Origin of the sequence: Caballeronia sp. LjRoot31 (assembly GCF_964253885.1) — a bacterium.
In the GTDB taxonomy this organism is placed as follows: domain Bacteria; phylum Pseudomonadota; class Gammaproteobacteria; order Burkholderiales; family Burkholderiaceae; genus Caballeronia.
In genome coordinates this window covers 3,425,536-3,447,316 of the sequence record NZ_CAXURX020000001.1, presented here as the reverse complement: position 1 = coordinate 3,447,316, position 21,781 = coordinate 3,425,536, and the positions used below count along the sequence as shown (strand labels likewise).

Genomic DNA, 21,781 nt, shown 5'->3' with positions numbered 1-21,781 from the left:
GCCATGCGCTGCCCCTTCTGCCGGCACGAGGACACGCAAGTGGCGGATTCGCGCGTGTCGGAAGATGGGGCGGCGATTCGCCGGCGGCGGCGTTGCCCCGCCTGTGACAAGCGTTTCACCACCTATGAGCGCGTGGAACTTGCATTGCCGTCGGTCGTCAAGAAGGATGGCAGCCGCACCGAGTTCGATCGCGCGAAGATTGTAGCGAGCATGCAACTGGCGCTGCGCAAGCGTCCGGTTGCGGCAGACGCCATTGACGCCGCCGTTGCACGGATCGAATACCAGTTGCTTGGCAGCGGCGAACGCGAAGTTCGGAGCGACCGTCTGGGCGAACTCGTGATGAACGAGCTGCGCCAGTTGGACACCATTGCCTACGTGCGTTTTGCATCGGTCTACAAACGCTTTGAAGACGTGTCCGAATTCGAAGACGTGCTCGAGGAATTCCGGCGCGCCGCGCCGCGCAAATCCAGTCCCCGCAAACGCTGAGCGTTTCTGCATTTTCTTTCCTTTCTCGCTTGAACCCGGTGATCGTTTCGATAGTATGTCGAAGCTTTCGCACGTCCGATACTCGACCGATCGGCTAATGGCGGACATCGAAAATTCTCTTTAGATTGAGCGTTGGCCCAGCTCAACCGATAAGGGATGCAGATGAATTTCCGATGTTTGTCAGGCTTCACGCTGGTCGAGCTCGCGGTCGTGCTTGCAGTGATCGCTGTCGTTGCCACGTTCGCTACGCCGTCCGTTGTTGTCTGGCATAAGCGCGATCAGATCGATGCACGGGCGCGCATGATGATGTCCACCCTCACGCTGGCGCGCTCGGAAGCAATCCGGCGCGGCGCACGCGTGACCTTGTGCCGGATCGATGCCGCACATGCGTGTCTTGCGGCGAGCAAGGCCTGCGACGGCGGCTTGACGGACTGGTCATGCGGATGGGCGCTATTCGCCGATCGAGGCGGCGCGCGCGTGCTGTTGAGAATGCAGCCGGCGGCGAGCGGCATTGCTATTGGCGGCACGGGGAGTGAGTTGTCGTTCACGCCGCCCTCGGGTCAGGTGATCGGCGGCTTTCGCAGCTTCGACTTCAGTGCGCGCGACAACGCGTTGGCTTCACTTGGAGCACGCGGTCGCCGCTGTATCCGGCTCGCGGCCGGCGGCCGGCCCCGGTTGACGCAAGGCGCGTGCGGAGCGGCAGCATGACCCGTTCATTACGCAGGCCGGCCCGGGGCGATTCACTGATCGAAGTCCTGATCGCGATGTCACTGACGGCTATTACGGCCCTCGGGATTATCGGCGCGCAAATGTGGCTGGCTCGCAACGAACGCTCGTTGACGGCGCGCGAGCTGGCCACATCGATTGCGGATTCCGTTGCAGAGGGAATACGCGGTGACTCCGACCGCGATCCGGTCGTGACGCAATGGCGCACGCGAGCTGCGGCGCTTTTGCCCGATGGCGATGTCGACGTGCTGGACCGTGGCGACGGTTTGCACATCGCGGTCGTGAAATGGCGAGCGCAGGCATCGAGAGGCGGCGAAGCGATGTGTGCGGAGCCGGGCGTAGGCGCAACGCTCGCCTGCGTGACCGTGGCCTTCGCACGATGAGCGCTTCCAGACATGGGCAGTGTGGCCATACGCTGCTCGAGCTATCAATCTCGGTGGCGCTCGGCTTGCTGATCGTTCTCGCGACTATTTCGCTGTATCGGGGGCAGCGGTTTGCCTACGACCATGCAACGGAAACAACGCGCCTGCGCGACGCAGCAAGCACCGCCCTCGACCTGATTGGCCAGCAAGTGCAGATGGCGGGTTTCGTCCCGGCTGGCGCCGGCGAGGCAGACAAGAGCCCGCCGCTGTTCGGATGCTCTCCAGGCCGCCCGACCGGTAGCGACGCTGCGCCCGTATGCGAGACACTCGCGAGCCGTTCCGACGGCATAGTTGTCCGCTACGCCGCCGATACCATTTCCACGTGGCCGTCGTCGTCCGGCTCGCCGACAGACTGTCTTGGGCAGATATCGGCGGGTGAGTGGATCGTCAACCGCTATTACGCGAAGGCGAGCTCGTCCACGGTCGAGCCCGAGCTGTATTGCGAAGGAAGTGGCAAGCCCGGTACCGGGCAGCCGCTGGTCGAGGGGATCGAACGGATCAAGTTCGGCTATTGGCTGAAAGATGCATCGTTCGCCGTTGACGCCGCCGCGATCTCGCGGGACCGCTGGCCGCTGGTCGTCGCCGTGGACCTGTGTGTGCTCGTGCGAGGAGACACTCCGAGCGCGACGGCTCGCCCGCGTTATGCCGATTGTGATGGTGCGTCGGTCGTGTCCACGGATGGTCGAATCCGGCAAGTTTTCCGGCGCCGCATCGCGCTGCGCAATGTAACGAACACATCGGACAATCCAGGAGCGGCGTCGTCATGAAAAAACGTATCCGCTTAGGTAGACGCTCGCGGGGTATCGCGTTGCCGGTCGTCCTGCTGATGTCATCGATGCTACTGGTCACCGCCGCCGCATGGCTTGAGGCGGCGCTCGTCAGCGCGCGAACAACAACCAATCTGGGTGAGCGCGTGCAGGCGTTTCACAGTGCCGACAGCGCGTTGATCCGCTGCACCCGCATCGCGCTTGACGCTCTGCCCGAGCCGAAAAGCCTCACCGGTCCGCTTGCCGCTGAACCGAATAAATGGCGGCTGAAGGCTTCGTTCGAAGGTGCATCGGCGAGTGCTGTGATGCCGTTTGCATCGTGGCCATACGCGATACGACCGCCCCAATGCCTGATCGAAACGTGGCCGGCGCGGGCTAACGATCAAGCCGGCGCGGTTTTGATCACCGCACGCGGTTTCGGCCGGATGGCGGACAACGAGTCGTGGTTACAGCAGGAGATCGAGGTGGGTGAAAGCGGCGTCGTGCTGCACTGGCGACGCATTGTCGCAAGGCCGTTTCAACAGGGTTCGCCATGACCACGATAGACAAGGGCTTCACGCTGCTCGAACTGATGATCACGCTCGGCGTGGCGGCGATCATCGCGACATTCGCCATGCCGGTTTATCGGGAACAGGTGGCAAGAGGGCATCGGCTGGACGCGGTGACGGCGCTTTATCGCGCGGCTCAATACGTGGAGAGCGCACGAACGGTTTCGAGCGATGACGCGGCTGCCAAGCTGCCGCCTGGCTTCGATCAAGCGCCCGCGTTGGGCACGGCGGTGTACGTATTGCGTATGCTCGGCGAGTCGGAGCAGAACGGCGGGTATTCGATTGAAGCGCAGCCAGTCGACGCCGACGACGCGTGCGGCATCTATTCGCTGGACGCGACGGGCGTCAGGTCAAACCGGTCGACGGAAAAACTCACGCCGCCCAAAGTGGCGGCGTGCTGGAGCGGAAAATGAGCGAATTGAAGGAACGAAATAAACGCCAGGAACTATCCGCTTACGCGTCCGGATCGACGGTAACGTCGGGCGTCAACGGTTCATCCGGACTCGACTTGATCTGCTGCCACACCCTATACGCCTCCCAACCCAGCAAGCCCAGACCGCCCCACTTGAGTATTGGTTTCGCGCTCGCGATCAGGCGGGAGCGTACGGGTTTCGTGAGCACCAGCGAAGCAAGAGAACTCACAACGGGATATTGCTTGAGCAGCAGGCCCAGGCCACCGCCGCCACCGAACAGGCCAGTCAGCCCGCCAAGCCGGCTCATGAACCCGTTACCACCCGACGCCCGACCGCGCTTGCGGCGCCCCGGCATCAGCAAACTAAGGACGCTGAAATGCGAGACCTTGTAACGCAGATCGGCGCTGGCCTGCGCGAGTTCCATGCGCTCGACGTCCGCCCGCGCGATCAGCAATTCCTTGCGCAACGCGCGCATGTGGGGCGTGCTCAGCTTGTGCGCGGTCGCTCGCTTCTGAGCTTTGAAGGTGTCGTCGAAGTGACTCATGGCGTGGCGGGCTCTTGGAAAGTCGTCGATGAATACTGTTTTGTCGTACTGCCCGGGCGTCGCCATGAGGTGAGCCCCTGGCGTGCATCAGTTGAACGTGTCGCGGTCCTTCTTGAACTCGGCGAGCGTGCTGTCGAAGACGTTAGGGGCATTGATCAGCCCGGCGCGCGCGCGAACCGCGCAAAATACCGCAAACAGCGCATACGCAACCGTGATCGCCGCGAGCGATTGCCATCGGTAAGTATCCCAGAACGCAATCGCGATCAGCACCGTGAGCGTAATGAGCGCCATCATGGTGAGCATCATGGCGGCAAGACCGAGGAAGAGCACGCCGATCAGCCGCTCCTTTTCCTCAGCGAACTCGATGCCAATCAGTTCCAGGCGCGTTTCGAAAATGGCGAACACGGAACTGACAATACGGCGCAACGGCCCTTGCGTATCGTGCTGAGATTGCCTTTCTGTCGTCATGGCTTGAGCGCGAGGAGCGCGTTATTTTTGGCGCGAAGGGTGTCCGGCCGGGTCGCGGAGCCGCGCCGGCCGGTCTATTAATCAGAACGACGCCGGTCAGAAAAACTCCGGCGGTTCCAGGCGGTCACGGTTTTCACCGGCCAGGTTAGCTCGGCATACGTAGCAAATGGCAAGCCGCATAACAACCTACGGCAAGACCACGGTCTAACCCGGCCTCCGGGATGGGTGAGGATTAGCGACGATTGATCAACAAACCGACGACGACGCCTAAACCAGCAGCAATCCCGATTGATGCCCACGGGCGTTCGTGAACGAAGTCGTCGGTTGCGCGAGCGGCTTTTTTGCCTTTTTCGATCACCACGACTTGTGCGTCGGCAGCCTTCTCCTTCGCTTGCTTCAAGCGGGTCAGAGCGGTCTCGCGCAACTCGGATGCACGCTCGCCTGTGGCGCTTGCGGCCTGTTTCAACAGGTCTTCGGCGTCTGCGAGAACGGTTTTGATATCCGACATGAATCGCTCCTTATTGATTTCTGACATTGATGGCTCCACACAGATGAGGCTACGCCAATCGTACCAAAGAAGCGGTCGCTAATTGGCGTCCATCCGGCCCCCAGATCAACGCTTGCAGTTTTTGTTCCTGCTGTCACAAAGCTCGCCACGTGGGGCCCTCAGAAAAAGGGTATCGCGCCAGCGCGTAAAGGCGGCCATTCAACGCACAGGGTGCACAATCGTAATCGGGCATCGAACGAATGGCGCTTCAGCCTGCGAAACTTCCAGCCAAGGCCGAAAAATTACAAAAATGCATGACGATGTGACGGAATGTTCGTTCGTTGTGCAGGCCGAGTCCCTTATGCTTTAATTTTTATTGGGCCGGACGAAGTCGAACCGGAGCCCGGGCTGAAACCCGGACAAGACCCAGTACCTGCTACCAACCCGCACCAGACCTGCACTGTGTGACGAATCACGCGGTGCATCACTTCGAGGAGACACATCATGAGCTTGCGTCTAGGCGACACGGCACCCGATTTCGAACAGGATTCCAGCGTTGGCCGTATCAAGTTTCACGAATGGCTAGGCGACAGCTGGGGCGTGCTGTTTTCACATCCGGCGGATTTCACGCCCGTCTGCACGACTGAACTCGGCCTGACCGCGAAGCTGGCGGGCGAGTTCGAGAAACGCAATGTGAAGGCCATTGCGTTGTCGGTCGATACCGTGGAGTCGCATAAGGAGTGGATCAAGGACATCAACGAGACGCAGGCGGCGAATGTCGGTTTTCCGATCCTGGCCGACGGCGACCGGAAGGTGTCCGAGTTGTACGACATGATTCATCCGAACGCGAATGCCACGTTGACGGTGCGCTCGCTTTTTGTCATCGATCCGAAGAAGAAGGTTCGCCTGACCATCACGTACCCGGCGAGCACGGGTCGAAACTTCGATGAAGTCCTGCGCGTGATCGATTCCCTGCAACTGACCGATAGCCATTCGGTCGCAACGCCAGGTAACTGGAAGCAGGGCGACGACGTGATCATCGTTCCGTCGCTGCAAGACCCGGAGGAGATCAAGCGCAAGTTCCCGAAGGGCTATAAGGCTGTGCGCCCGTATCTGCGCTTGACGCCGCAGCCGGACAAGTAAGCGCTTGCCGGAATCACCGGTGAAGTAAAAAACAAAAAGCCAACGCATCAAACACGTTGGTTTTTTGTTTTCCGGACAACCCGGCAAGTACCTGACTCAGAAAAACGCCTGAATCCCGGTCTGAGCGCGCCCGAGGATCAGCGCGTGGATGTCGTGCGTGCCTTCGTACGTGTTCACCACTTCCAGATTCACCAAATGACGCGCCACGCCGAATTCGTCTGAAATACCGTTGCCGCCGAGCATGTCACGCGCCAGTCGCGCGATATCCAGCGCCTTGCCGCACGAATTGCGTTTCATGATCGACGTGATTTCCACGGCCGCCGTGCCTTCGTCCTTCATGCGGCCCAGCCGCAGGACGCCTTGCAGCCCGAGGGTGATTTCCGTCTGCATATCGGCGAGTTTCTTTTGAATCAACTGGTTAGCGGCAAGCGGACGGCCGAACTGCTTGCGATCCAGCGTGTATTGCCGTGCCATGTGCCAGCACGCTTCGGCCGCACCGAGCGCACCCCACGCAATCCCGTAGCGCGCCGAATTCAGGCAGGTGAACGGGCCTTTGAGCCCGCTCACGTTCGGCATCAGGTTTTCTTCCGGCACGAAGACTTCGTCCATCACGATCTCGCCGGTAATCGATGCCCGCAAACCGACCTTGCCGTGAATGGCGGGCGCAGTCAGCCCTTTCCAGCCCTTTTCCAGGATGAAACCGCGGATCAGATCGCGGCCATCTTCTTCCAGCTTCGCCCACACGACAAACACATCGGCGATAGGTGAATTCGAAATCCACATCTTCTGGCCGGAGATCGAAAAGCCGCCGTCCACCTTTTTGGCGCGCGTCGTCATGCTGGCGGGATCGGAGCCGGCGTTCGGCTCGGTGAGCCCGAAACAGCCGATCCATTCGCCGGTCGCCAGCTTCGGCAGGTACTTTTGCTTCTGCGCTTCGGTGCCGAATGCGTTGATCGGCACCATGACGAGCGACGATTGCACCGACATCATCGACCGATAACCCGAATCCACGCGTTCCACTTCGCGAGCGATCAGGCCATAGCTGACGTAGTTGAGACCGGGACCGCCGTACTGCTCCGGAATGGTCGGGCCGAGCAGGCCGAGTTCGCCCATCTCACGGAAGATCGCCACGTCCGTGTGTTCGTTACGGAACGCGTCGAGCACGCGCGGCTGCAGCTTGTCCTGCGCGTAAGCGTACGCAGCGTCGCGGATCATGCGTTCTTCGTCGCTGAGTTGCTGGTCGAGCAGCAACGGATCTTCCCAACTAAAACGGGCGTCATCGGCCATGTCGCTTCTCCTGTTTCCTCGATTCCTGATTTTCGGACTTGACTGATGTTCCGCTAAGCGGAACAATGTTTTGCAAATTAGAACCGAGTCTAGCATCCGATGCCAATAACTTCCATCCGGAATTCCGAGTCGTCGAAGCCGTCAGAGTCCTCTGATTCGTCAGAAGGAATCGATGAACGCAAGTTTGTCGTCGCGCTTGCCCGCGGCCTGGACATGCTGCGGGCGTTTCGTCCAGGCGAGACCTTGCTGGGCAATCGTGATTTCGTCGATAGAACCGGCCTGCCCAAAGCCACCGTCAACCGCCTTGCATACACGCTGACCACGCTCGGTTACCTGCGTTTCGACGAAACGGCCGGCAAATACGCGCTCGACACGGGCGTGCTGTCGCTGGGGTTTGCGTTGCTGGCAGGGGCCGACGCGCTCGAACTCGCGCGCCCGCACATGCGGGTGCTCGCGCGGGAAATTGGCGCGGCGGTGTCGTTGGGATGCCGTGACGGGCTCGACATGATCTATCTGGAAACCATTCGCAGCGAGACCGCGCTGACGCTTGGCCTGGCTCCCGGCTCACGGCTGTCCATGCTGACCAGCTCGATGGGCCGTGCCTATCTGGCGGTGCAGGAGCCGGATCAGCGGGAGACTTTGCTCGAAGAACTCGGCGCGGCGGCGGTGAACAATGGCGAAGACGGCGAGCGGCTGGTGAAGGCGGCGCGGGAGGCTATCGACGATTACGCGCGCGATGGCTGTTGTTATTCGTTTCGCGACTGGCACGCCGACGTCAATGCGATCGCCGCACCTTTACGCGATATCCGCAACGGGCGATGGCTGGTTCTGAGCAGCAGCGGGCCGGCATCGTCGATGGACGAGGCGTATTTCCGCACTATTGTTGCGCCCAAGCTACGGACGCTGGCCGCGCGACTGGCGTGAAGTCATGCCGATCAAGCCCGAATAGCGCCCGTCGATAGCCAAATAAGGTCGAAATAGGTCAAAACGTGATTTAGAAATAACATCCCAAAAATACGGCTCTTAGAACATAATTCGATGAAACAGCCGCAGGGAGACTAAAAAATGACTGGGTTCTCACTGGACGCAACGGATTGCCGTATTTTGTCGGTGCTGCAAGAAGATGGTCGCATCAGCAACCTTGATCTGGCCGAGCGGATTTCGCTTTCGCCGTCAGCGTGTCTGCGCCGTATGCGGCTGCTTGAGGAAGAAGGGGTAATAGCGAGCTATCGCGCGTGTCTGGACCGGGAACGGCTCGGCGTGGAGCTGGAGGCGTTCGTCCATGTTTCCATGCGCAACGACCAAGAAAATTGGCACGAGAAATTCGCGGCCGCCGTGCGGGAATGGCCGGAAGTGGTGGGCGCGTTTGTCGTGACCGGCGACACCCATTACGTGCTGCGCGTGCTTGCACACAATCTCAAGCACTACTCGGACTTCATCCTGAGCAAGCTTTACAAGGCACCGGGTGTGATCGATATCCGCTCGAACATCGTGCTTCAGACCATGAAGGACGAAGCGGGCGTGCCGGTCGCCTTGATCGATAGAACCGGCACCGTGACTTAACCCAAGCTCGTGACAAGCTGGACAAGCCCGGTCACAGCCCTCCAAGCGTATGAAACTGCCCCGCCTGAAATACCAGCGGGGCTATCTCCGCTGCATTCTCGTGCACGCCGCATCGCTCCACCTGACCCACGAAGATCACGTGATCGCCTTCCTGATAACGGCTGCGGTTGTGGCATTCGAACCACGCAAGCGCGCCGTCGAGGACCGGCATGCCGGTGTCGCCGGCGGCGTGTGACACGCCGGCAAAACGGTCGCCCTTGACCGTCGCAAAGCGTTTGCAAAGATCGACTTGCGTCGCGGCGAGCACGTTGACTACGTAGTGACTATTGGCCTGAAATACGGGCATCGATGCGGATTTGGTCGCGAGGCTCCACAACACGAGCGGCGGATCGAGTGAAACAGAGTTGAACGAACTGGCCGTAATGCCGATCAACTGGCCGGACTCGGCGCGCGTGGTGATGACGGTGACGCCGGTCGCAAACTGGCTGAGCGCATCGCGGAAAGCGGTAGCGTCGAAATTCGGTGGATTGGCGCGTTTCATCGGGATGGGTTCAGGTTCGACGGTATCGGCGAAATCCAGGCGGCGAACAATACCTAAACAATAAGCCGGATGAAGTTTTCGAAGTCATCGGAGGATTGGCGATTGTTACGATTCTATCGGAATCAGCCTGTTCGCCACGATGCTAAAGGCCGTACAGGCAACGCGGACACCCGAAAACCAGTAAGCTGGCAGGGTTGATTCTCAAGCTTCCGCACGCATTTGGTAGTGCTCGCGGAACACGAACCAGGAGCCAGCATGACGCAACATGACGAGCAGGCAAAGCGCGAAATCGCCACCATTGGCGGCGGGTGCTTTTGGTGTACCGAAGCGGTTTTTTTAGGCGTTGAAGGTGTGCTGTCGGTGGAATCGGGTTATGCCGGCGGCAAGGCGAAGGACCCAACGTACGAGCAGGTCTGCGATGGCACGACCGGTCACGCCGAAGTCATCAAGGTGGAATTCGATCCGGCGGTGATCGGGTATCGCAACGTGCTGGAGATTTTCTTTGCGACTCACGATCCGACGCAGCTTAACCGGCAAGGCAATGACGTTGGGACGCAGTACCGGTCGTCCATCTTCACGCACTCCGACGAACAACGGAAGATCGCGCTGGAAGTGATCGACGAGTTGCAGAAAGAGGGGATTTTCGACGGCAAGATCGTCACTGAAGTCACGCCGCTGAACGGCAATTATTTTCCGGCCGAGGACTATCACCAGAACTACTTCGAGCAGCATCCAAATCAAGGATATTGCGCGTTCGTGGTCGCGCCGAAGGTGGCGAAGTTCAGGCAGAAGTTCGCGCATCGGCTGAAACGCTGAGTGTTTGAAGGGTAATTGATCGGGACGGGCTTCGCGAAATCGAAGCCCGTTTTTTATTCCGGCAGCTTATTCGGCGGCAAGGCTGCCGCCATGTTCAGCGCGATCTTGAAACACGTCAGCGGCGCCGAACCCTCCGCCTTGTTGTTCACCGCGATCACCACCGGCTGCCCTGCGAGCGCGTAGCGCAGCGCGAGTTCGGCGAGTGCTTCGTGCGTGTCCGGATCTTCATCGACGAGTTTATCGAACGGTTCGTACTTCGCTTTCGCCTGCTCGTACTTAAAGCCGCCGTGCAGACTCCAGCGCACGATCAACGGCCCAAGTCCGCCTTCGTCCAATAGCGCGAGCGCCTTCGCCTGGCGCCGGGGATCGGGCATGCGCGCATGAATGCCGACGCAATAACGCACCTTCGCGTCACGCAGCACACGGATAAACCGCGGCGTCAGCATGATGGCGTCACGCAATTCCACCGCGTAGCAACTTTCGCCGGGCAATGGCGGCAACGCGTTGAGAAACGCCGACAAGCGCTCAAGGAACGCGGTTGGATCGACGATCAGCGCATCCGGCAACGGCGGAATCTGGAACACGAGCGCGCCGGCTTTTTCACCCAGGCCGGCGATACACGGCTGCACGAATTCATCGATGGCGATGCGCGCGTTCAGGAAGGCGGGGTTATCGTCGGCGGGGGCGCCTTTGTCGCCGCGGACCGTGGCATCGGTGACGGAAGCCGGCGCTTTCACAATGAAGCGGAAATGGGCCGGCACCTGGTTCGCGTAGCGCGCATAGTCCGCCACCGATAACGGACCGTAGAACGAACGGTCTATCGATACGCAGCGCAGCAACGGATGCGCGCCGAGCGCGTTAAGGCCATCGCGGGAAAGCTTCGCGGACGAATATTCGTCGCCATAGACAATGTCACGCCAGCCGGGAAACGACCACGTCGAGGTGCCGATGTGAACGGTGCCGGGAAGGCGTTGAGCGAGCGCGTGATGCTCGGGCGCGGCGAGCGCGGGCAAGACGCCGCCGCGTGATTTTGTTTTTGTTTTTGTGTCCAACGGAGTTGCGGGAGCAGGTTTGCCATCCGCCGTTTGCGGTTCTTCCAGCGCCCCGAACAGATCGACTTGGGGCGTGGATTTCGCGTGCGGCTCTGAACCCGCATCCGGTTCATCACCGGACGCGGGTTCGTGGGACGCGGCAGGATCAGGCGTTGAACTCAGAGCGGTTTGTCGTAGATATACCGGCGCGACCACGGCAGCGTTTTCGCGCTGCGCCCGGCCTTGCGACATACGATCTGATAAATCGACACATCGTCGTTTTCAAACGCGTATGCACAACCCGCAAGATACACGCGCCAGATGCGGAATTTTTCATCGTCGACAAGCGTCTTTGCCTTCTCCGCGTTTGCCTCGAAATTTTCCGCCCAGATGTCGAGCGTGCGCGCGTAGTGGCGGCGCAGGCTTTCTACGTCGACGGCTTCCAGACCGCCTTCCTGCAGCGCTTCGAGCGCAAAGCCGATGTGCGGCAACTCGCCGTCCGGGAACACATACCGGTCGATGAACTCGCCGCCGCCAAGCGCCGTCTCGCCGCTGTCGAAGTCGGTCGACGTAATGCCGTGGTTCATGGCAATGCCGTCGTCTACCAGCAGTTCGCGCACCTTGGCGAAGTAAGCGGGCAGGTTCTTGCGGCCGACGTGCTCGAACATGCCGACGCTCGTGATCCGGTCGAACTGGCCTTGCACGTCGCGATAATCCTGCAGGCGGATTTCGATCTGGCCTTCCAGCCCGGCGTCTTTCACGCGCTTCGTGGCGAGATCGAACTGGTTCTGCGAGAGCGTGACGCCCACGCATTTCGCCCCGAACTTCTGGGCGGCGCGCAAGACGAGCGCACCCCAGCCGCAGCCGATGTCGAGCAGACGCTGGCCCGGTTGCAACTGGATCTTCGTGAGAATGTGGTCGATCTTCTTGATCTGCGCGGTCGCGAGGTCTTCATCGCCGTTCTCGAAATACGCGCACGAGTAGACCATGTTCTTGTCGAGCCATAGCGCATAGAACTCGTTCGACACATCGTAGTGGTACTGAATGGCTTTCTTGTCCGACGCCTTCGTATGATTGAAGTAGCGCCGCACGCGCGCCAGCTTGCTCGCGCTCGTGACCGTGTTCTTGGCCAGCCCGTAGCCAATATTGATGATGTCCGATAGCTTGCCTTCGATGTCGATCTTGCCCTTCACATAGGCTTCACCGAGGTTGTCCAGACTCGGTTCGAGCAGATACGGAAGGGCGGTCGCGCTCTTCACATGCAGCGTGACTTGCGGCGCCGCGAAACTTCCGAAGTCATGTTGCTGTCCATCCCACAGTACCAGCCGGGCGGGCAGGTTCGCCCGGTCCCGAATGTCCTGCACCCACTGCGTCAGCTTTTTCTCCCAAAACATGCTCGTTCTCCGCGCTCAGATGAAAATGAAGCCAAACCGGGTCGATTGCACTGCACGTTTTCCACATTGTTCGCGATGCCTTATCGCTTGCTTTTCTCCCTTGCCCTTCACCGCCCGGACACGCCGCAACGAGACGCGTTTTAACGTGGGTCCAGTCAATGCGGGTCCACGAGGAACCCGGCGAAGGTCGAAGTCTTGCTAAGGCTAAGGCTAAGGCGACAGGCGGACGATTTGCCATTGCTGGCCGTTACCACCAGGCGTGTGTGCAGCACGTTTATAGACGACACGGTCATGCAACCGTGACGGACGGCCCTGCCAGAATTCGATGGTGTCGGGAACGAGCCGGTAGCCGCCCCAATGTGGCGGACGCGGCGGGTTGTCACCGTATTTCGCAATCAATTCGCGCTCGCGGGCTTCAAGCACCGCGCGGCTTTCGATCACTTCACTCTGCTCCGACGCCCACGCGCCTATTCGCGATCCAAGCGGGCGCGATGCGAAATACGCATCGCTATCTTCCGGACTTGTCTTGACGACGGAGCCCTCGATACGCACCTGGCGCTCGAGTTCGATCCAGTAAAACAGCAGGCTCGCGGCGGGATTACTCGCGAGTTCATGACCCTTGCGGCTGAGGTAGTTCGTGAAGAACACGAAGCCACGGTCATCGACGCCCTTGATTAGCACGATGCGTGCCGAAGGGCGGCCGCGCTCGTCGACAGTCGCGAGCGTCATGGTATTGGGTTCGGGTAATTGTGCGTCGAGCGCCTGCGCAAACCACGTTTCGAATTGTCGAATCGGGTTGGGATCCACGTCGGATGTTTCCAGCGATCCGATGGAATAATTCTTTCTAAGATCAGCGAGGGTCGTCATTTTTTATGCAAACGCTTCAATCGCATTAGTATAGCCAAGGTATTCAAATTCTGCGCTTTACCGCCAATGTCCCTTTGATCTTCCGTGATTTAGATCATGATCCCGGGCGACAAAATTTGACTCAATTCGGCAATTATTTTCATTTTGCTTTCAAAAACTGGCCGGTGATTTCTTACGGCCAATCTTCGATAAGGCAGAATACGCAATTCAGCGAATTCTTGCTGATCTCTGGTTCTATCGTTGCGATAGCGCGTCACCGCGAACCGGTGCTGCCAGGCGCTGTCTTGATGCCTCCTTGCCTTGTTTTTGCTTATTCTGCTTAACCTGCCGCCGACCTCACCATGACCGCTTTTGCTGACTCTGCCGATGCTTTAAATTTTACCTCCGCCGCGCCGGAGTTTGAAGCGGCGGACCGCGCCCGGCGCTTCGGCGGCGTGGCGCGTTTGTACGGTCCGGCTGGGCTCGCGGCATTCGAACGCGCGCATGTGGCGGTGATCGGGATTGGCGGCGTGGGCTCGTGGACGGTCGAAGCGCTGGCGCGCAATGCGATCGGGCGGCTGACGCTGATCGATCTCGACAACGTGGCCGAAAGCAATACGAACCGTCAGGTGCACGCGCTGGACGGCAACTACGGCAAGGCCAAGGTCAGCGCGATGGCCGAGCGCATTCACCTGATCGATCCGTCGTGCCGCGTGGAGCAGGTCGAGGATTTCATCGAGCCTGCCAACTTCGATTCGGTGCTGGGCGGCCGTTTCGATTTCGTGGTCGATGCCATTGACAGCGTGCGTACGAAAACGGCGCTAATTGCGTGGTGCGTCGAGCATGGACAGCCGTTGATCACCGTCGGCGGGGCGGGTGGTCAGCTCGATCCGACGCGGATTCGTATCGACGATCTGGCGCTCACGATCCAGGACCCGCTGCTCTCGAAAGTGCGCGGGCAACTGCGCAAATTGCACGGCTTTCCGCGTGGACCAAAAGCGAAGTTCAAGGTGAGCGCAGTCTATTCCGACGAGCCGCTGATTTATCCGGAAGCACCCGCTCGCGACGCCAGTGAGGTGGCCGAATCAGAAGAAACGGCAGCCGCTGCGGCGGGACCCGTCGGACTGAATTGCGCGGGGTTTGGATCGAGTGTCTGCGTGACAGCCAGTTTCGGATTTGCCGCCGCCGCCTATGTCTTGCGGGAAATCGCGAAGCGCGCTTAAACGCCGCGTGAGTCAGAAAATGGCCGCCTTCAGGCGGCCATTTTTCAAAATGCCCTTCTCGCAAATATCGATTTAAACGATTTGAAAGGTTTTGGCTCCGGGCATTTAATGCGTCAGTTTGCGTCAGTTAATTGCCGCGCTCAATTTGCGGCGCCATTGCGAAACCACCTCCGGCTGATGTGCGGCCAGGCCGAACACCGACAGCATGGTTTTGCGGCCCACGTCGTCCATGAACGTGCGGTCGCGCGTCACGATCGCGAACAAATGTTCGAGCGCACCGTTGTAGTCGCGGCCTGCAATCAGCCGGTTGGCCAATGCGAAACGGGCTTCCAGATCGTCTGGATTGGCGTTCACGGCGTCGATCAGCGCGTCGGCGGGCGGAAGGCTCTCGGCGGCATCGGCGGCGTCCAGTTCGGTCTTTAGCGCGTTGTAGCGGGCGTCGATTCCCTGCGTCGTTTTCGGCGACAACAGCTTCTCTTCATCGCGTGCTTCGTCGGTGCGGCCGGCGGCTAGCAGCCACTCGATCAGGTCCAGCCGCGCGTCGTCGTAACCGGGATCAAGTGCCAGCGTCGCCTTGATATGGTCAATGGCGAGGTCGGTGTCACCGGCTTCGTACGCCGCATGCGCGGCACGCCGCTCGGCTTCAGCACCGTCCGGAACCAGTTTGTCGATGAATTCGCGCAACTGACCTTCCGGCAACACGCCGATGAACTGGTCGACGGCATGGCCGTCCGCGAACGCGACCACGTGCGGAATGCTGCGCACCTGGAAGTGCTGCGCCAACTCCGGATTTTCATCGACATTCACCTTCACCAGCTTCCATTTGCCCGCGCCTTCCGCTTCCAGCCGTTCAAGCATCGGGCCGAGCGTCTTGCATGGACCGCACCACGGCGCCCAGAAATCGACGAGCACCGGCGCAAGCGTGGACGCGGCGATTACGTCCTGTTCGAACGTGGCGAGTGTTGTATCCATTGTGTTCCTCCAGAAACGCTTAAACGCGTTGAACAATTCGATAAACGATTATCTTGGGGCGAGCCGGCCGAGTTCAACCGGGTGCATGCCTGATTCAGCGGCGGCCCTGGACCTCAAGCCTCGGGCGGATTGGCGCGCTGGCGCGGTGGCGGCAACGGGATAAACTCCGTTTCGCCGGGGACCTGCCCCATCCGCTGTTCGCTCCACGCGAGTTTTGCGGCCTCGATTTTTTCCCTCGAACTCGAGACGAAATTCCATTCGATGAACCGCGGGCCGTCCAGCGGCGCGCCGCCGAGCAGCATGGCGATCGCGCCGTTCGTGCTGCGCAGATCGGCAGAATACCCCGTCTTCAGGACCGCCATCTGGCCAGCGGGCAGCACGTCTCCATCAATGGAAAGATCGCCTTCCACCAGATAGACACCGCGTTCGTCATGTTCCGTATCGAGCGTAACGGCGCTGTTCGCCGAAAATTGCGCCGCGACATACAGGGTGGGTGAGAACGTGGTGGTCGGCGCTGTTTCGCCAAAAGCGCTGCCTGCAATCACCCGCAACTTCACGCCGTTGCGTTCGACTTGTGGCAGCGTCGCGGCCGGATGATGCTCGAACGACGGCGCGCACTCCTCGTCCGCCACGGGCAGCGCGACCCATGTCTGGATGCCGTGCATGTCCTGACCGGCGGCGCGTTCCTCGTCCGGCGTGCGTTCCGAATGCACGATGCCGCCGCCGGCCGTCATCCAGTTCACGTCGCCGGGCGAAATCCTCTGGACTGAGCCGACGCTGTCGCGATGCATGATCGCTCCCTCGAACAGATACGTGACCGTCGCGAGACCTATGTGCGGATGGGGGCGCACGTCCAGCCCTACCCCAGGCACGAGCGTTGCAGGACCGATATGGTCGAAGAAAATGAACGGCCCGATGGTGCGGGCAGCCAGTGCAGGCAGTACCCGACGCACCATGAGACCACCGACGTCGTGCTGATGCGGCTTGAGAAACGCTTGGATTGTGGAAGACATAAGGACGTCCGGATTGCGTACTCGGAAATGCAATTCTACTGGGCGTCGTGTGGGAGCACGCAAGCGGTATCCGGGCGATAAGCCATTCGGCCGATCGTTCAAACCGGAGCATGGATCGCTAACGAGCTTGGCGACCGTGTGAACCGGCGAACTGTGCAACTTTCGATGGACCGTTTTGATAGCCCCTTTGATAGCCCGTTTCGATGGACCTTTCCGCCTGGCCTAGACAGGAGTTTAACAATGACCAAGAACACGCTTTTGATCACCGTTGCTGCCGGACTATTCGCCACTGCAGGCGCCTACGCCCAGACGTCGAACGGCAATTCGTCGAACGCGGCGTCCATGCCCACCGCATCGCCGATGCAAGGCGCCGACACGTCCGACGGTGCATCGGCGCCGATGAAAAAGCATCACAAGATGCGCAAGCCGGGCGCCAGTGCCGCGACGGAGAATGGTCAAGGCAAGTAGGTTAGGGCGCTGCGGGCGTTTCAGGAGGTAACGTTTCAAAGAAAAAGCGCTTGCGCCCTAACGGGCGCAAGCGCTTTTTCTTTGGGATGTGTGATGCGGGATTGCCTTGTCCGAATGGGCTATGGCGTGAGTTTGTACAACGTATTTGCAAAATCGTCCGCTACAGTGTCGAATTGCGTTCGATCTGAATTCGGGGCTTCCGGGCTCCGGTCTGATCCTGAGAGCAGCTTCGAATAAAACTCACGGAGACGGCGATGTCGCCCAAGGATTTGTTGTCCGCGCTGATTGTCATTCTCGCCTGGGGCGTGAACTTCGTCGTGATCAAGGTGGGCTTGCACGGTGTTCCGCCGATGCTGCTTGGCGCGTTGCGCTTCACGCTGGTCGCGTTCCCGGCCGTGTTTTTCGTCAAGCGCCCGGCCATTCCGTTTCGCTGGTTGTTCGCTTATGGCGCGACCATCTCGTTTGGGCAATTCGTACTGCTTTTCTACGCAATGTCCGTTGGCATGCCCGCCGGCCTTGCGTCGCTGGTGTTGCAGGCGCAAGCGTTTTTCACGCTGATCTTCGCGGCCATGATTCTGGGCGAAGGCTTTCGTGGGCCGAACGTCGCAGGTTTGCTGATCGCGGCATGCGGGCTGGCTGTGATCGGCGTTCAGGCCGGGCATGCCATGACCGTTGCCGGTTTCATGCTCACGCTCGCAGCAGCGTCCATGTGGGGCATGGGCAATGTCATCACGAAGCGCATGGGCAAGGTCGACCTGTTGTCGCTCGTGGTGTGGGCGAGCCTGGTGCCGCCGCTGCCGTTCCTCGCGCTCTCGCTGATGGTGGAGGGGCCGGCGCGCATCTCGGCCAGTCTGTCGGACATATCCCTCACGTCGGTCCTGGCGATCGTTTATCTCGCGTTTATTGCGACGATGCTCGGTTATACGTTGTGGGGAAAGCTGCTGGCGCGTTATCCAGCAAGTCAGGTCGCGCCGTTTTCGTTGCTCGTGCCCATTGTCGGGCTGGCTTCGGCGGCATTGCTGCTGGATGAAGGGCTAAGCCCGATGCAATTCGCGGGAGCCGTGCTGGTGATGGCCGGATTGATGGTGAACGTGTTCGGCGGATGGTTGAGAGAGCGGTTTTTATCGGCGGCGCGTTAGAAGGCGGGCGCGGTTCGCTCGCGCCGGGCTTGATCCGCTTGTGGCCGAGCGCGAGCGAATCGGGCTCAACCGCGCTCAATCCGGCCCTTTACGTCATCCGGCTCTTTGCGAGTGGTGGGTTGGCCGCAAAATACCGCTTGATGCCCTTCATGATCGCGTTAGCCATCTTGTCGCGATAAGCGTCGTCGTTCAGACGCTGCTCCTCTTCGGGGTTACTGATAAATGCGGTTTCCACCAGGATCGACGGAATATCCGGTGCTTTCAACACCGCAAAACCGGCTTGTTCCACCGATCCCTTGTGCAGCTTGTTGATATCGCCAATCTCGTTCAGCACGAAATTTCCATAGCGCATTGAGTCGCGAATCTGCGCGGTCGTCGACATGTCGAATAACGCCCGGTTGACGCTCGCGTCCTGCGTCGTCACATTGATGCCGCCGATGGAGTCCGACGAGTTTTCCTTGTTCGCCATCCAGCGGGCAGCCGCGCTCGAAGCGCCATGATCGGAGAGTGCGAATACCGACGAACCGCGCGCCGAGGGCGTGGTGAACGCATCGGCGTGAATGGAAACGAACAGGTCCGCGCCCACTCGACGCGCCTTCTGCACACGCACGTTGAGCGGCACGAAGAAGTCGGCGTCGCGCGTCATCATGGCGCGCATGTTCGGCTGCGCATCGATCTTGGCGCGTAGCTTTTTCGCGACATCGAGGGCAATGTGCTTCTCGTACGTTCCGCCGCTGCCGATCGCACCCGGATCTTCGCCGCCATGGCCCGGGTCGATGGCAACCGTGAGCAGGCGCGTTGTCCCGGACTTGTTGCTCTTCGGGTTGGCGAAGCCGTAATCGTCGCTAGTATCGCTATCGGACGAGTCGTCCTGGTTCGCCAAGGCTGTAGGCGGCGCGGCCTTGACCGTGGGCCGGGGCTTTGGAAGCGCTGCAATAGGCGGAACCGGTATCGATGGAGAAGACGGCACAGGTGCGCGCGGCAGATCGGACTGCGCGTACTTCTGAAAAAACTCGTCCGTGTTGTCCGGTGCGTTCGCTTTCGGCGGCGTGGCGGGGCCGCTCAGCGTGGCGGGCGGCGGCGCCGGATTAGGGTTGGTCTGGTCGAAGGTTTGTTGCTTGTGCTCGGACTGAGCGAGCAAATCCATCAACGGATCGGGGGCGACGGCCGGATACAAATCGAAGACCAGCCGATACTTGTAGCTGCCGATCGGCGTCAGCGTGAACACCTGCGGTTTCACGGACCCCTTCAGGTCGAACACCATCCGCACCACATGAGGCTGATATTGCCCGATACGCACCGACTGGATCTGCGGGTCGTTCGGCGTGATCTTCGAGACGAGATCCTTCAGTTCCTGATCGAGGTCGAGCCCATTCAGGTCGACCACGAGCCGGTCCGGACCCTGCAGCAGTTGCTGGGTGTTTTGCAGCGGCTGATCGGACTCGATCGTGACACGGGTGTAATCGCGGGCGGGCCACACGCGCACGCCGAGCACCGAGCTCGCGTACGCGAGCTTCGGTCCGAGCAGCGCGAGCGCGATAGTCGAAGCACCCGCGCGCAGCACCTGGCGCCGCCGCCAGTTGTGCGAGGCCGTGGCGGTCGATTCGATCGAATGAAACGGCTTGATCAACAGCTTTCGAGACATGACTTTCCTGTTTCGCTAAACGCGCGCGCTATCAGCACGCGGCCTTCGCCTTCCTGTTCCAGCGTGAATTCGAGGTCCGGCACACCCAGCAAACCGCCCGCGCGCTGCGGCCATTCGACCAGGCAGATCGCGCCTGCATCGAAGTATTCGCGAAAGCCGGCGTCGGCCCATTCGGCTGGATCGGCAAAACGATAAAGATCGAAGTGATAGAGCTCGAGCGGACCCGTTTCCGTAGCGAGCGAATAGGGTTCGACGAGCGTGTAAGTGGGACTGCGCACGCGGCCCGCGTGACCGAGGGCGCGCAGCGTCGCGCGCACCAGCGTGGTCTTGCCCGCGCCCAGGTCGCCGATCAACTGGACCTGCAAACCCGGAAAACGTTCGTTCGAAGTGTTCGAAGTGTTCAACCGCGCCAGACGAGCGGCGAGAATCGCCTTCGCGAAGCGGCCACCGAAGGCGAGTGTCGCGTCTTCGTCGGGCAGGTCGAAGCGGCGTTCGAGCAGCGCGGCGGGAGGGTTTGCAAACGATCGAGTGAGGCTGTCGGGCATTCTCGTAAAATGTCGTGATGAACCGTTTGCCGGAACACCCTGTGGAACGCGAGAGCGCGTCAGACGACGCCGTCGCGGACACGCGCCACTTCAGACTTGACGACGAAGCCGCGCTGGCTGAACTCGCGCTACGCATCAAGGCGTGGGGGCGCGAGCTGGGGTTCAGTGCAGTCGGCGTCAGCGACGCCGACTTGACGGAAGCCGAAGAAGGCCTGGCCTCATGGCTCGAAGCAGGCTATCACGGCGAGATGGATTATATGGCCAAACATGCGATGAAACGCGCAAGGCCAGCCGAGCTTGTGGCCGGCACGCGACGTGTTATTACAGTTCGGATGGCCTATCTGCCTGCATCGACGCTCGACGGCAAGGCGCGCGAAAGTACTGCGACAGCGGACGGTCAGGCAATCGACTGGCGCGCGGCCGAATGGGCGCGAATAGACGATCCTGCGGCTGCGGTCGTGTCGGTCTATGCTCGTGGCCGCGATTATCACAAGGTCATGCGCAGCCGCTTGCAGCAGTTGGCCGATCGCATAGAAGCCGAGATTGGCGCGTACGGGTATCGCGTATTTACGGATTCCGCGCCCGTTCTGGAGGTCGAGCTGGCGCAAAAGGCGGGTAACGGCTGGCGCGGAAAACATACGCTGCTGTTGGAAAGTGATGCCGGGTCGCTGTTTTTTATCGGCGAGATTCTGGTGGATATTCCGCTTCCACCCGACGCTTTGAGCAACCCCGATCAAGCGCCCGAACACGACGGCGCGCACTGCGGAAGCTGTACACGGTGCATCGATGTCTGCCCGACCGGGGCGATCATTGCGCCGTATCGCGTGGATGCGCGCCGTTGCATTTCGTACCTGACCATTGAGTTGAAGGGCAGCATTCCCGAAGAGATGCGACCGCTGATCGGCAATCGGGTTTATGGTTGCGACGATTGCCAGCTCGTCTGTCCGTGGAACAAGTTCGCGCAGGCCGCGCCGGTTGCGGATTTCGATGTACGCCACGGGCTCGATCGCGCGTCGCTCGTGATGCTGTTCGGCTGGAGCGCCCATGATTTCGATGAACGCATGCAGGGCAGCGCGATTCGCCGCATCGGGCATGAGCGATGGCTGCGTAATATTGCGGTAGCGATGGGCAACGCGTTACGCTCGCCGGCATTGGGCGCCGATGAGCGCTCGGCAATACGAAATGCACTGAACGCCCGCGCCACGGATGATTCAGAGTTGGTGCGCGAACACGTCGAATGGGCGCTGCGCCAGGAAGCATGACCTCAAGCATGACCTCACGCTTACAGGAAAAA

The 21,781-nt window shown here is 60.4% G+C and carries 26 protein-coding genes; 14 read left to right on the top strand and 12 right to left on the bottom strand.

The window, feature by feature from the left end; translation table 11 throughout:
- Positions 1 to 3: 3 nt before the first annotated feature.
- From nrdR to ACSQ8V_RS15160, 6 genes are all read left to right on the top strand, one after another.
- Positions 4 to 486: a transcriptional regulator NrdR gene (gene nrdR / locus ACSQ8V_RS15185; RefSeq protein WP_047845188.1), complete on the top strand. Its 483-nt coding sequence runs from the start codon at positions 4 to 6 to the stop codon at positions 484 to 486.
- A gap of 156 nt (positions 487 to 642) precedes the next feature.
- Positions 643 to 1,194: a GspH/FimT family pseudopilin gene (locus ACSQ8V_RS15180; protein WP_436206223.1), complete on the top strand. Its 552-nt coding sequence runs from the start codon at positions 643 to 645 to the stop codon at positions 1,192 to 1,194.
- Entirely contained in the window at positions 1,191 to 1,595 is a 405-nt protein-coding gene (locus ACSQ8V_RS15175; RefSeq protein ID WP_436206222.1) for a type IV pilus modification PilV family protein, read from the top strand. The genes ACSQ8V_RS15180 and ACSQ8V_RS15175 overlap by 4 nt, the downstream gene beginning before the upstream one ends.
- Positions 1,592 to 2,401 (top strand): PilW family protein, encoded by an 810-nt coding sequence (locus tag ACSQ8V_RS15170; RefSeq protein ID WP_436206221.1) that lies wholly within the window; start codon positions 1,592 to 1,594, stop codon positions 2,399 to 2,401. Before ACSQ8V_RS15175 ends, ACSQ8V_RS15170 begins: the two co-directional genes overlap by 4 nt.
- Positions 2,398 to 2,937, top strand: a complete 540-nt coding sequence (locus ACSQ8V_RS15165) for a pilus assembly PilX family protein (RefSeq protein ID WP_436206220.1) — start codon at positions 2,398 to 2,400, stop codon at positions 2,935 to 2,937. Before ACSQ8V_RS15170 ends, ACSQ8V_RS15165 begins: the two co-directional genes overlap by 4 nt.
- On the top strand, positions 2,934 to 3,362 hold the full coding sequence (locus ACSQ8V_RS15160; RefSeq protein ID WP_436206219.1) for a type IV pilin protein: 429 nt from the start codon (positions 2,934 to 2,936) through the stop codon (positions 3,360 to 3,362). The genes ACSQ8V_RS15165 and ACSQ8V_RS15160 overlap by 4 nt, the downstream gene beginning before the upstream one ends.
- Positions 3,363 to 3,402: 40 nt before the next feature.
- Here ACSQ8V_RS15160 and ACSQ8V_RS15155 read toward each other — a convergent pair whose 3' ends face one another.
- From ACSQ8V_RS15155 to ACSQ8V_RS15145, 3 genes are all read right to left on the bottom strand, one after another.
- Positions 3,403 to 3,906 (bottom strand): DUF3318 domain-containing protein, encoded by a 504-nt coding sequence (locus ACSQ8V_RS15155; RefSeq protein WP_436206665.1) that lies wholly within the window; start codon positions 3,904 to 3,906, stop codon positions 3,403 to 3,405.
- Positions 3,907 to 3,993: 87 nt separating this feature from the next.
- Positions 3,994 to 4,374, bottom strand: coding sequence for a phage holin family protein (locus ACSQ8V_RS15150; RefSeq protein ID WP_213767226.1), 381 nt, complete (start codon positions 4,372 to 4,374; stop codon positions 3,994 to 3,996).
- Positions 4,375 to 4,606: 232 nt separating this feature from the next.
- Positions 4,607 to 4,909, bottom strand: a complete 303-nt coding sequence (locus tag ACSQ8V_RS15145; protein ID WP_047845181.1) for a DUF883 family protein — start codon at positions 4,907 to 4,909, stop codon at positions 4,607 to 4,609.
- A 456-nt stretch (positions 4,910 to 5,365) separates the two neighbouring features.
- Here ACSQ8V_RS15145 and ACSQ8V_RS15140 point away from each other — a divergent pair, with 456 nt between their 5' ends.
- A complete protein-coding gene (locus tag ACSQ8V_RS15140) occupies positions 5,366 to 6,004 on the top strand; it encodes a peroxiredoxin (RefSeq protein WP_213767227.1) in 639 nt (212 codons plus the stop codon).
- A gap of 96 nt (positions 6,005 to 6,100) precedes the next feature.
- On the opposite strand, the gene ACSQ8V_RS15135 is transcribed toward ACSQ8V_RS15140, so the two are convergent.
- Complete coding sequence (locus ACSQ8V_RS15135) at positions 6,101 to 7,291, bottom strand: acyl-CoA dehydrogenase (RefSeq protein WP_213767228.1); 1,191 nt, start codon at positions 7,289 to 7,291, stop codon at positions 6,101 to 6,103.
- A 99-nt stretch (positions 7,292 to 7,390) separates the two neighbouring features.
- Here ACSQ8V_RS15135 and ACSQ8V_RS15130 point away from each other — a divergent pair, with 99 nt between their 5' ends.
- Positions 7,391 to 8,215: an IclR family transcriptional regulator gene (locus tag ACSQ8V_RS15130; RefSeq protein WP_436206218.1), complete on the top strand. Its 825-nt coding sequence runs from the start codon at positions 7,391 to 7,393 to the stop codon at positions 8,213 to 8,215.
- A gap of 141 nt (positions 8,216 to 8,356) precedes the next feature.
- Positions 8,357 to 8,854 (top strand): Lrp/AsnC family transcriptional regulator, encoded by a 498-nt coding sequence (locus ACSQ8V_RS15125; RefSeq protein WP_213767230.1) that lies wholly within the window; start codon positions 8,357 to 8,359, stop codon positions 8,852 to 8,854.
- A 31-nt stretch (positions 8,855 to 8,885) separates the two neighbouring features.
- On the opposite strand, the gene ACSQ8V_RS15120 is transcribed toward ACSQ8V_RS15125, so the two are convergent.
- On the bottom strand, positions 8,886 to 9,395 hold the full coding sequence (locus ACSQ8V_RS15120) for a flavin reductase family protein (RefSeq protein WP_436182654.1): 510 nt from the start codon (positions 9,393 to 9,395) through the stop codon (positions 8,886 to 8,888).
- 255 nt (positions 9,396 to 9,650) lie between these two features.
- On the opposite strand from ACSQ8V_RS15120, the gene msrA reads away from it, so the two are divergent.
- Positions 9,651 to 10,211 carry a peptide-methionine (S)-S-oxide reductase MsrA gene (gene msrA, locus ACSQ8V_RS15115; RefSeq protein ID WP_436206217.1) on the top strand — a complete coding sequence of 187 codons (561 nt, stop codon included), beginning with the start codon at positions 9,651 to 9,653 and terminating at the stop codon, positions 10,209 to 10,211.
- 53 nt (positions 10,212 to 10,264) lie between these two features.
- On the opposite strand, the gene ACSQ8V_RS15110 is transcribed toward msrA, so the two are convergent.
- The 3 genes from ACSQ8V_RS15110 to pdxH all read right to left on the bottom strand — a co-directional run bounded on the left by ACSQ8V_RS15110 (position 10,265) and on the right by pdxH (position 13,503).
- Positions 10,265 to 11,494, bottom strand: a complete 1,230-nt coding sequence (locus ACSQ8V_RS15110) for a DUF72 domain-containing protein (RefSeq protein WP_436206216.1) — start codon at positions 11,492 to 11,494, stop codon at positions 10,265 to 10,267.
- Positions 11,422 to 12,636, bottom strand: a complete 1,215-nt coding sequence (locus ACSQ8V_RS15105) for an SAM-dependent methyltransferase (RefSeq protein ID WP_213767233.1) — start codon at positions 12,634 to 12,636, stop codon at positions 11,422 to 11,424. The genes ACSQ8V_RS15110 and ACSQ8V_RS15105 overlap by 73 nt, the downstream gene beginning before the upstream one ends.
- A 210-nt stretch (positions 12,637 to 12,846) precedes the next feature.
- Positions 12,847 to 13,503 (bottom strand): pyridoxamine 5'-phosphate oxidase, encoded by a 657-nt coding sequence (gene pdxH, locus ACSQ8V_RS15100; protein ID WP_213767234.1) that lies wholly within the window; start codon positions 13,501 to 13,503, stop codon positions 12,847 to 12,849.
- Between the two features lie 341 nt (positions 13,504 to 13,844).
- On the opposite strand from pdxH, the gene ACSQ8V_RS15095 reads away from it, so the two are divergent.
- Positions 13,845 to 14,705 carry a tRNA threonylcarbamoyladenosine dehydratase gene (locus tag ACSQ8V_RS15095; RefSeq protein ID WP_436206215.1) on the top strand — a complete coding sequence of 287 codons (861 nt, stop codon included), beginning with the start codon at positions 13,845 to 13,847 and terminating at the stop codon, positions 14,703 to 14,705.
- Between the two features lie 123 nt (positions 14,706 to 14,828).
- On the opposite strand, the gene trxA is transcribed toward ACSQ8V_RS15095, so the two are convergent.
- Both trxA and ACSQ8V_RS15085 read right to left on the bottom strand, forming a co-directional pair.
- Positions 14,829 to 15,677: a thioredoxin gene (gene trxA, locus ACSQ8V_RS15090; RefSeq protein ID WP_436206214.1), complete on the bottom strand. Its 849-nt coding sequence runs from the start codon at positions 15,675 to 15,677 to the stop codon at positions 14,829 to 14,831.
- A gap of 113 nt (positions 15,678 to 15,790) precedes the next feature.
- Positions 15,791 to 16,690: a pirin family protein gene (locus ACSQ8V_RS15085; RefSeq protein ID WP_436206213.1), complete on the bottom strand. Its 900-nt coding sequence runs from the start codon at positions 16,688 to 16,690 to the stop codon at positions 15,791 to 15,793.
- Positions 16,691 to 16,930: 240 nt separating this feature from the next.
- Between ACSQ8V_RS15085 and ACSQ8V_RS15080 the strand changes: the two genes are divergently transcribed.
- Together ACSQ8V_RS15080 and ACSQ8V_RS15075 are read left to right on the top strand one after the other, a co-directional pair.
- On the top strand, positions 16,931 to 17,158 hold the full coding sequence (locus ACSQ8V_RS15080) for a hypothetical protein (protein WP_436206212.1): 228 nt from the start codon (positions 16,931 to 16,933) through the stop codon (positions 17,156 to 17,158).
- A gap of 254 nt (positions 17,159 to 17,412) precedes the next feature.
- Entirely contained in the window at positions 17,413 to 18,297 is an 885-nt protein-coding gene (locus ACSQ8V_RS15075) for an EamA family transporter (protein ID WP_436206211.1), read from the top strand.
- Between the two features lie 88 nt (positions 18,298 to 18,385).
- Here the strand turns inward: ACSQ8V_RS15075 and ACSQ8V_RS15070 are convergent, their stop codons facing one another.
- A complete protein-coding gene (locus tag ACSQ8V_RS15070; protein ID WP_436206210.1) occupies positions 18,386 to 19,942 on the bottom strand; it encodes an N-acetylmuramoyl-L-alanine amidase in 1,557 nt (518 codons plus the stop codon).
- Positions 19,924 to 20,487 carry a tRNA (adenosine(37)-N6)-threonylcarbamoyltransferase complex ATPase subunit type 1 TsaE gene (tsaE, locus tag ACSQ8V_RS15065; RefSeq protein WP_436206209.1) on the bottom strand — a complete coding sequence of 188 codons (564 nt, stop codon included), beginning with the start codon at positions 20,485 to 20,487 and terminating at the stop codon, positions 19,924 to 19,926. Before tsaE ends, ACSQ8V_RS15070 begins: the two co-directional genes overlap by 19 nt.
- 17 nt (positions 20,488 to 20,504) lie before the next feature.
- On the opposite strand from tsaE, the gene queG reads away from it, so the two are divergent.
- Complete coding sequence (gene queG, locus ACSQ8V_RS15060) at positions 20,505 to 21,749, top strand: tRNA epoxyqueuosine(34) reductase QueG (protein ID WP_436206208.1); 1,245 nt, start codon at positions 20,505 to 20,507, stop codon at positions 21,747 to 21,749.
- The last annotated feature ends 32 nt before the right edge of the window (positions 21,750 to 21,781 follow it).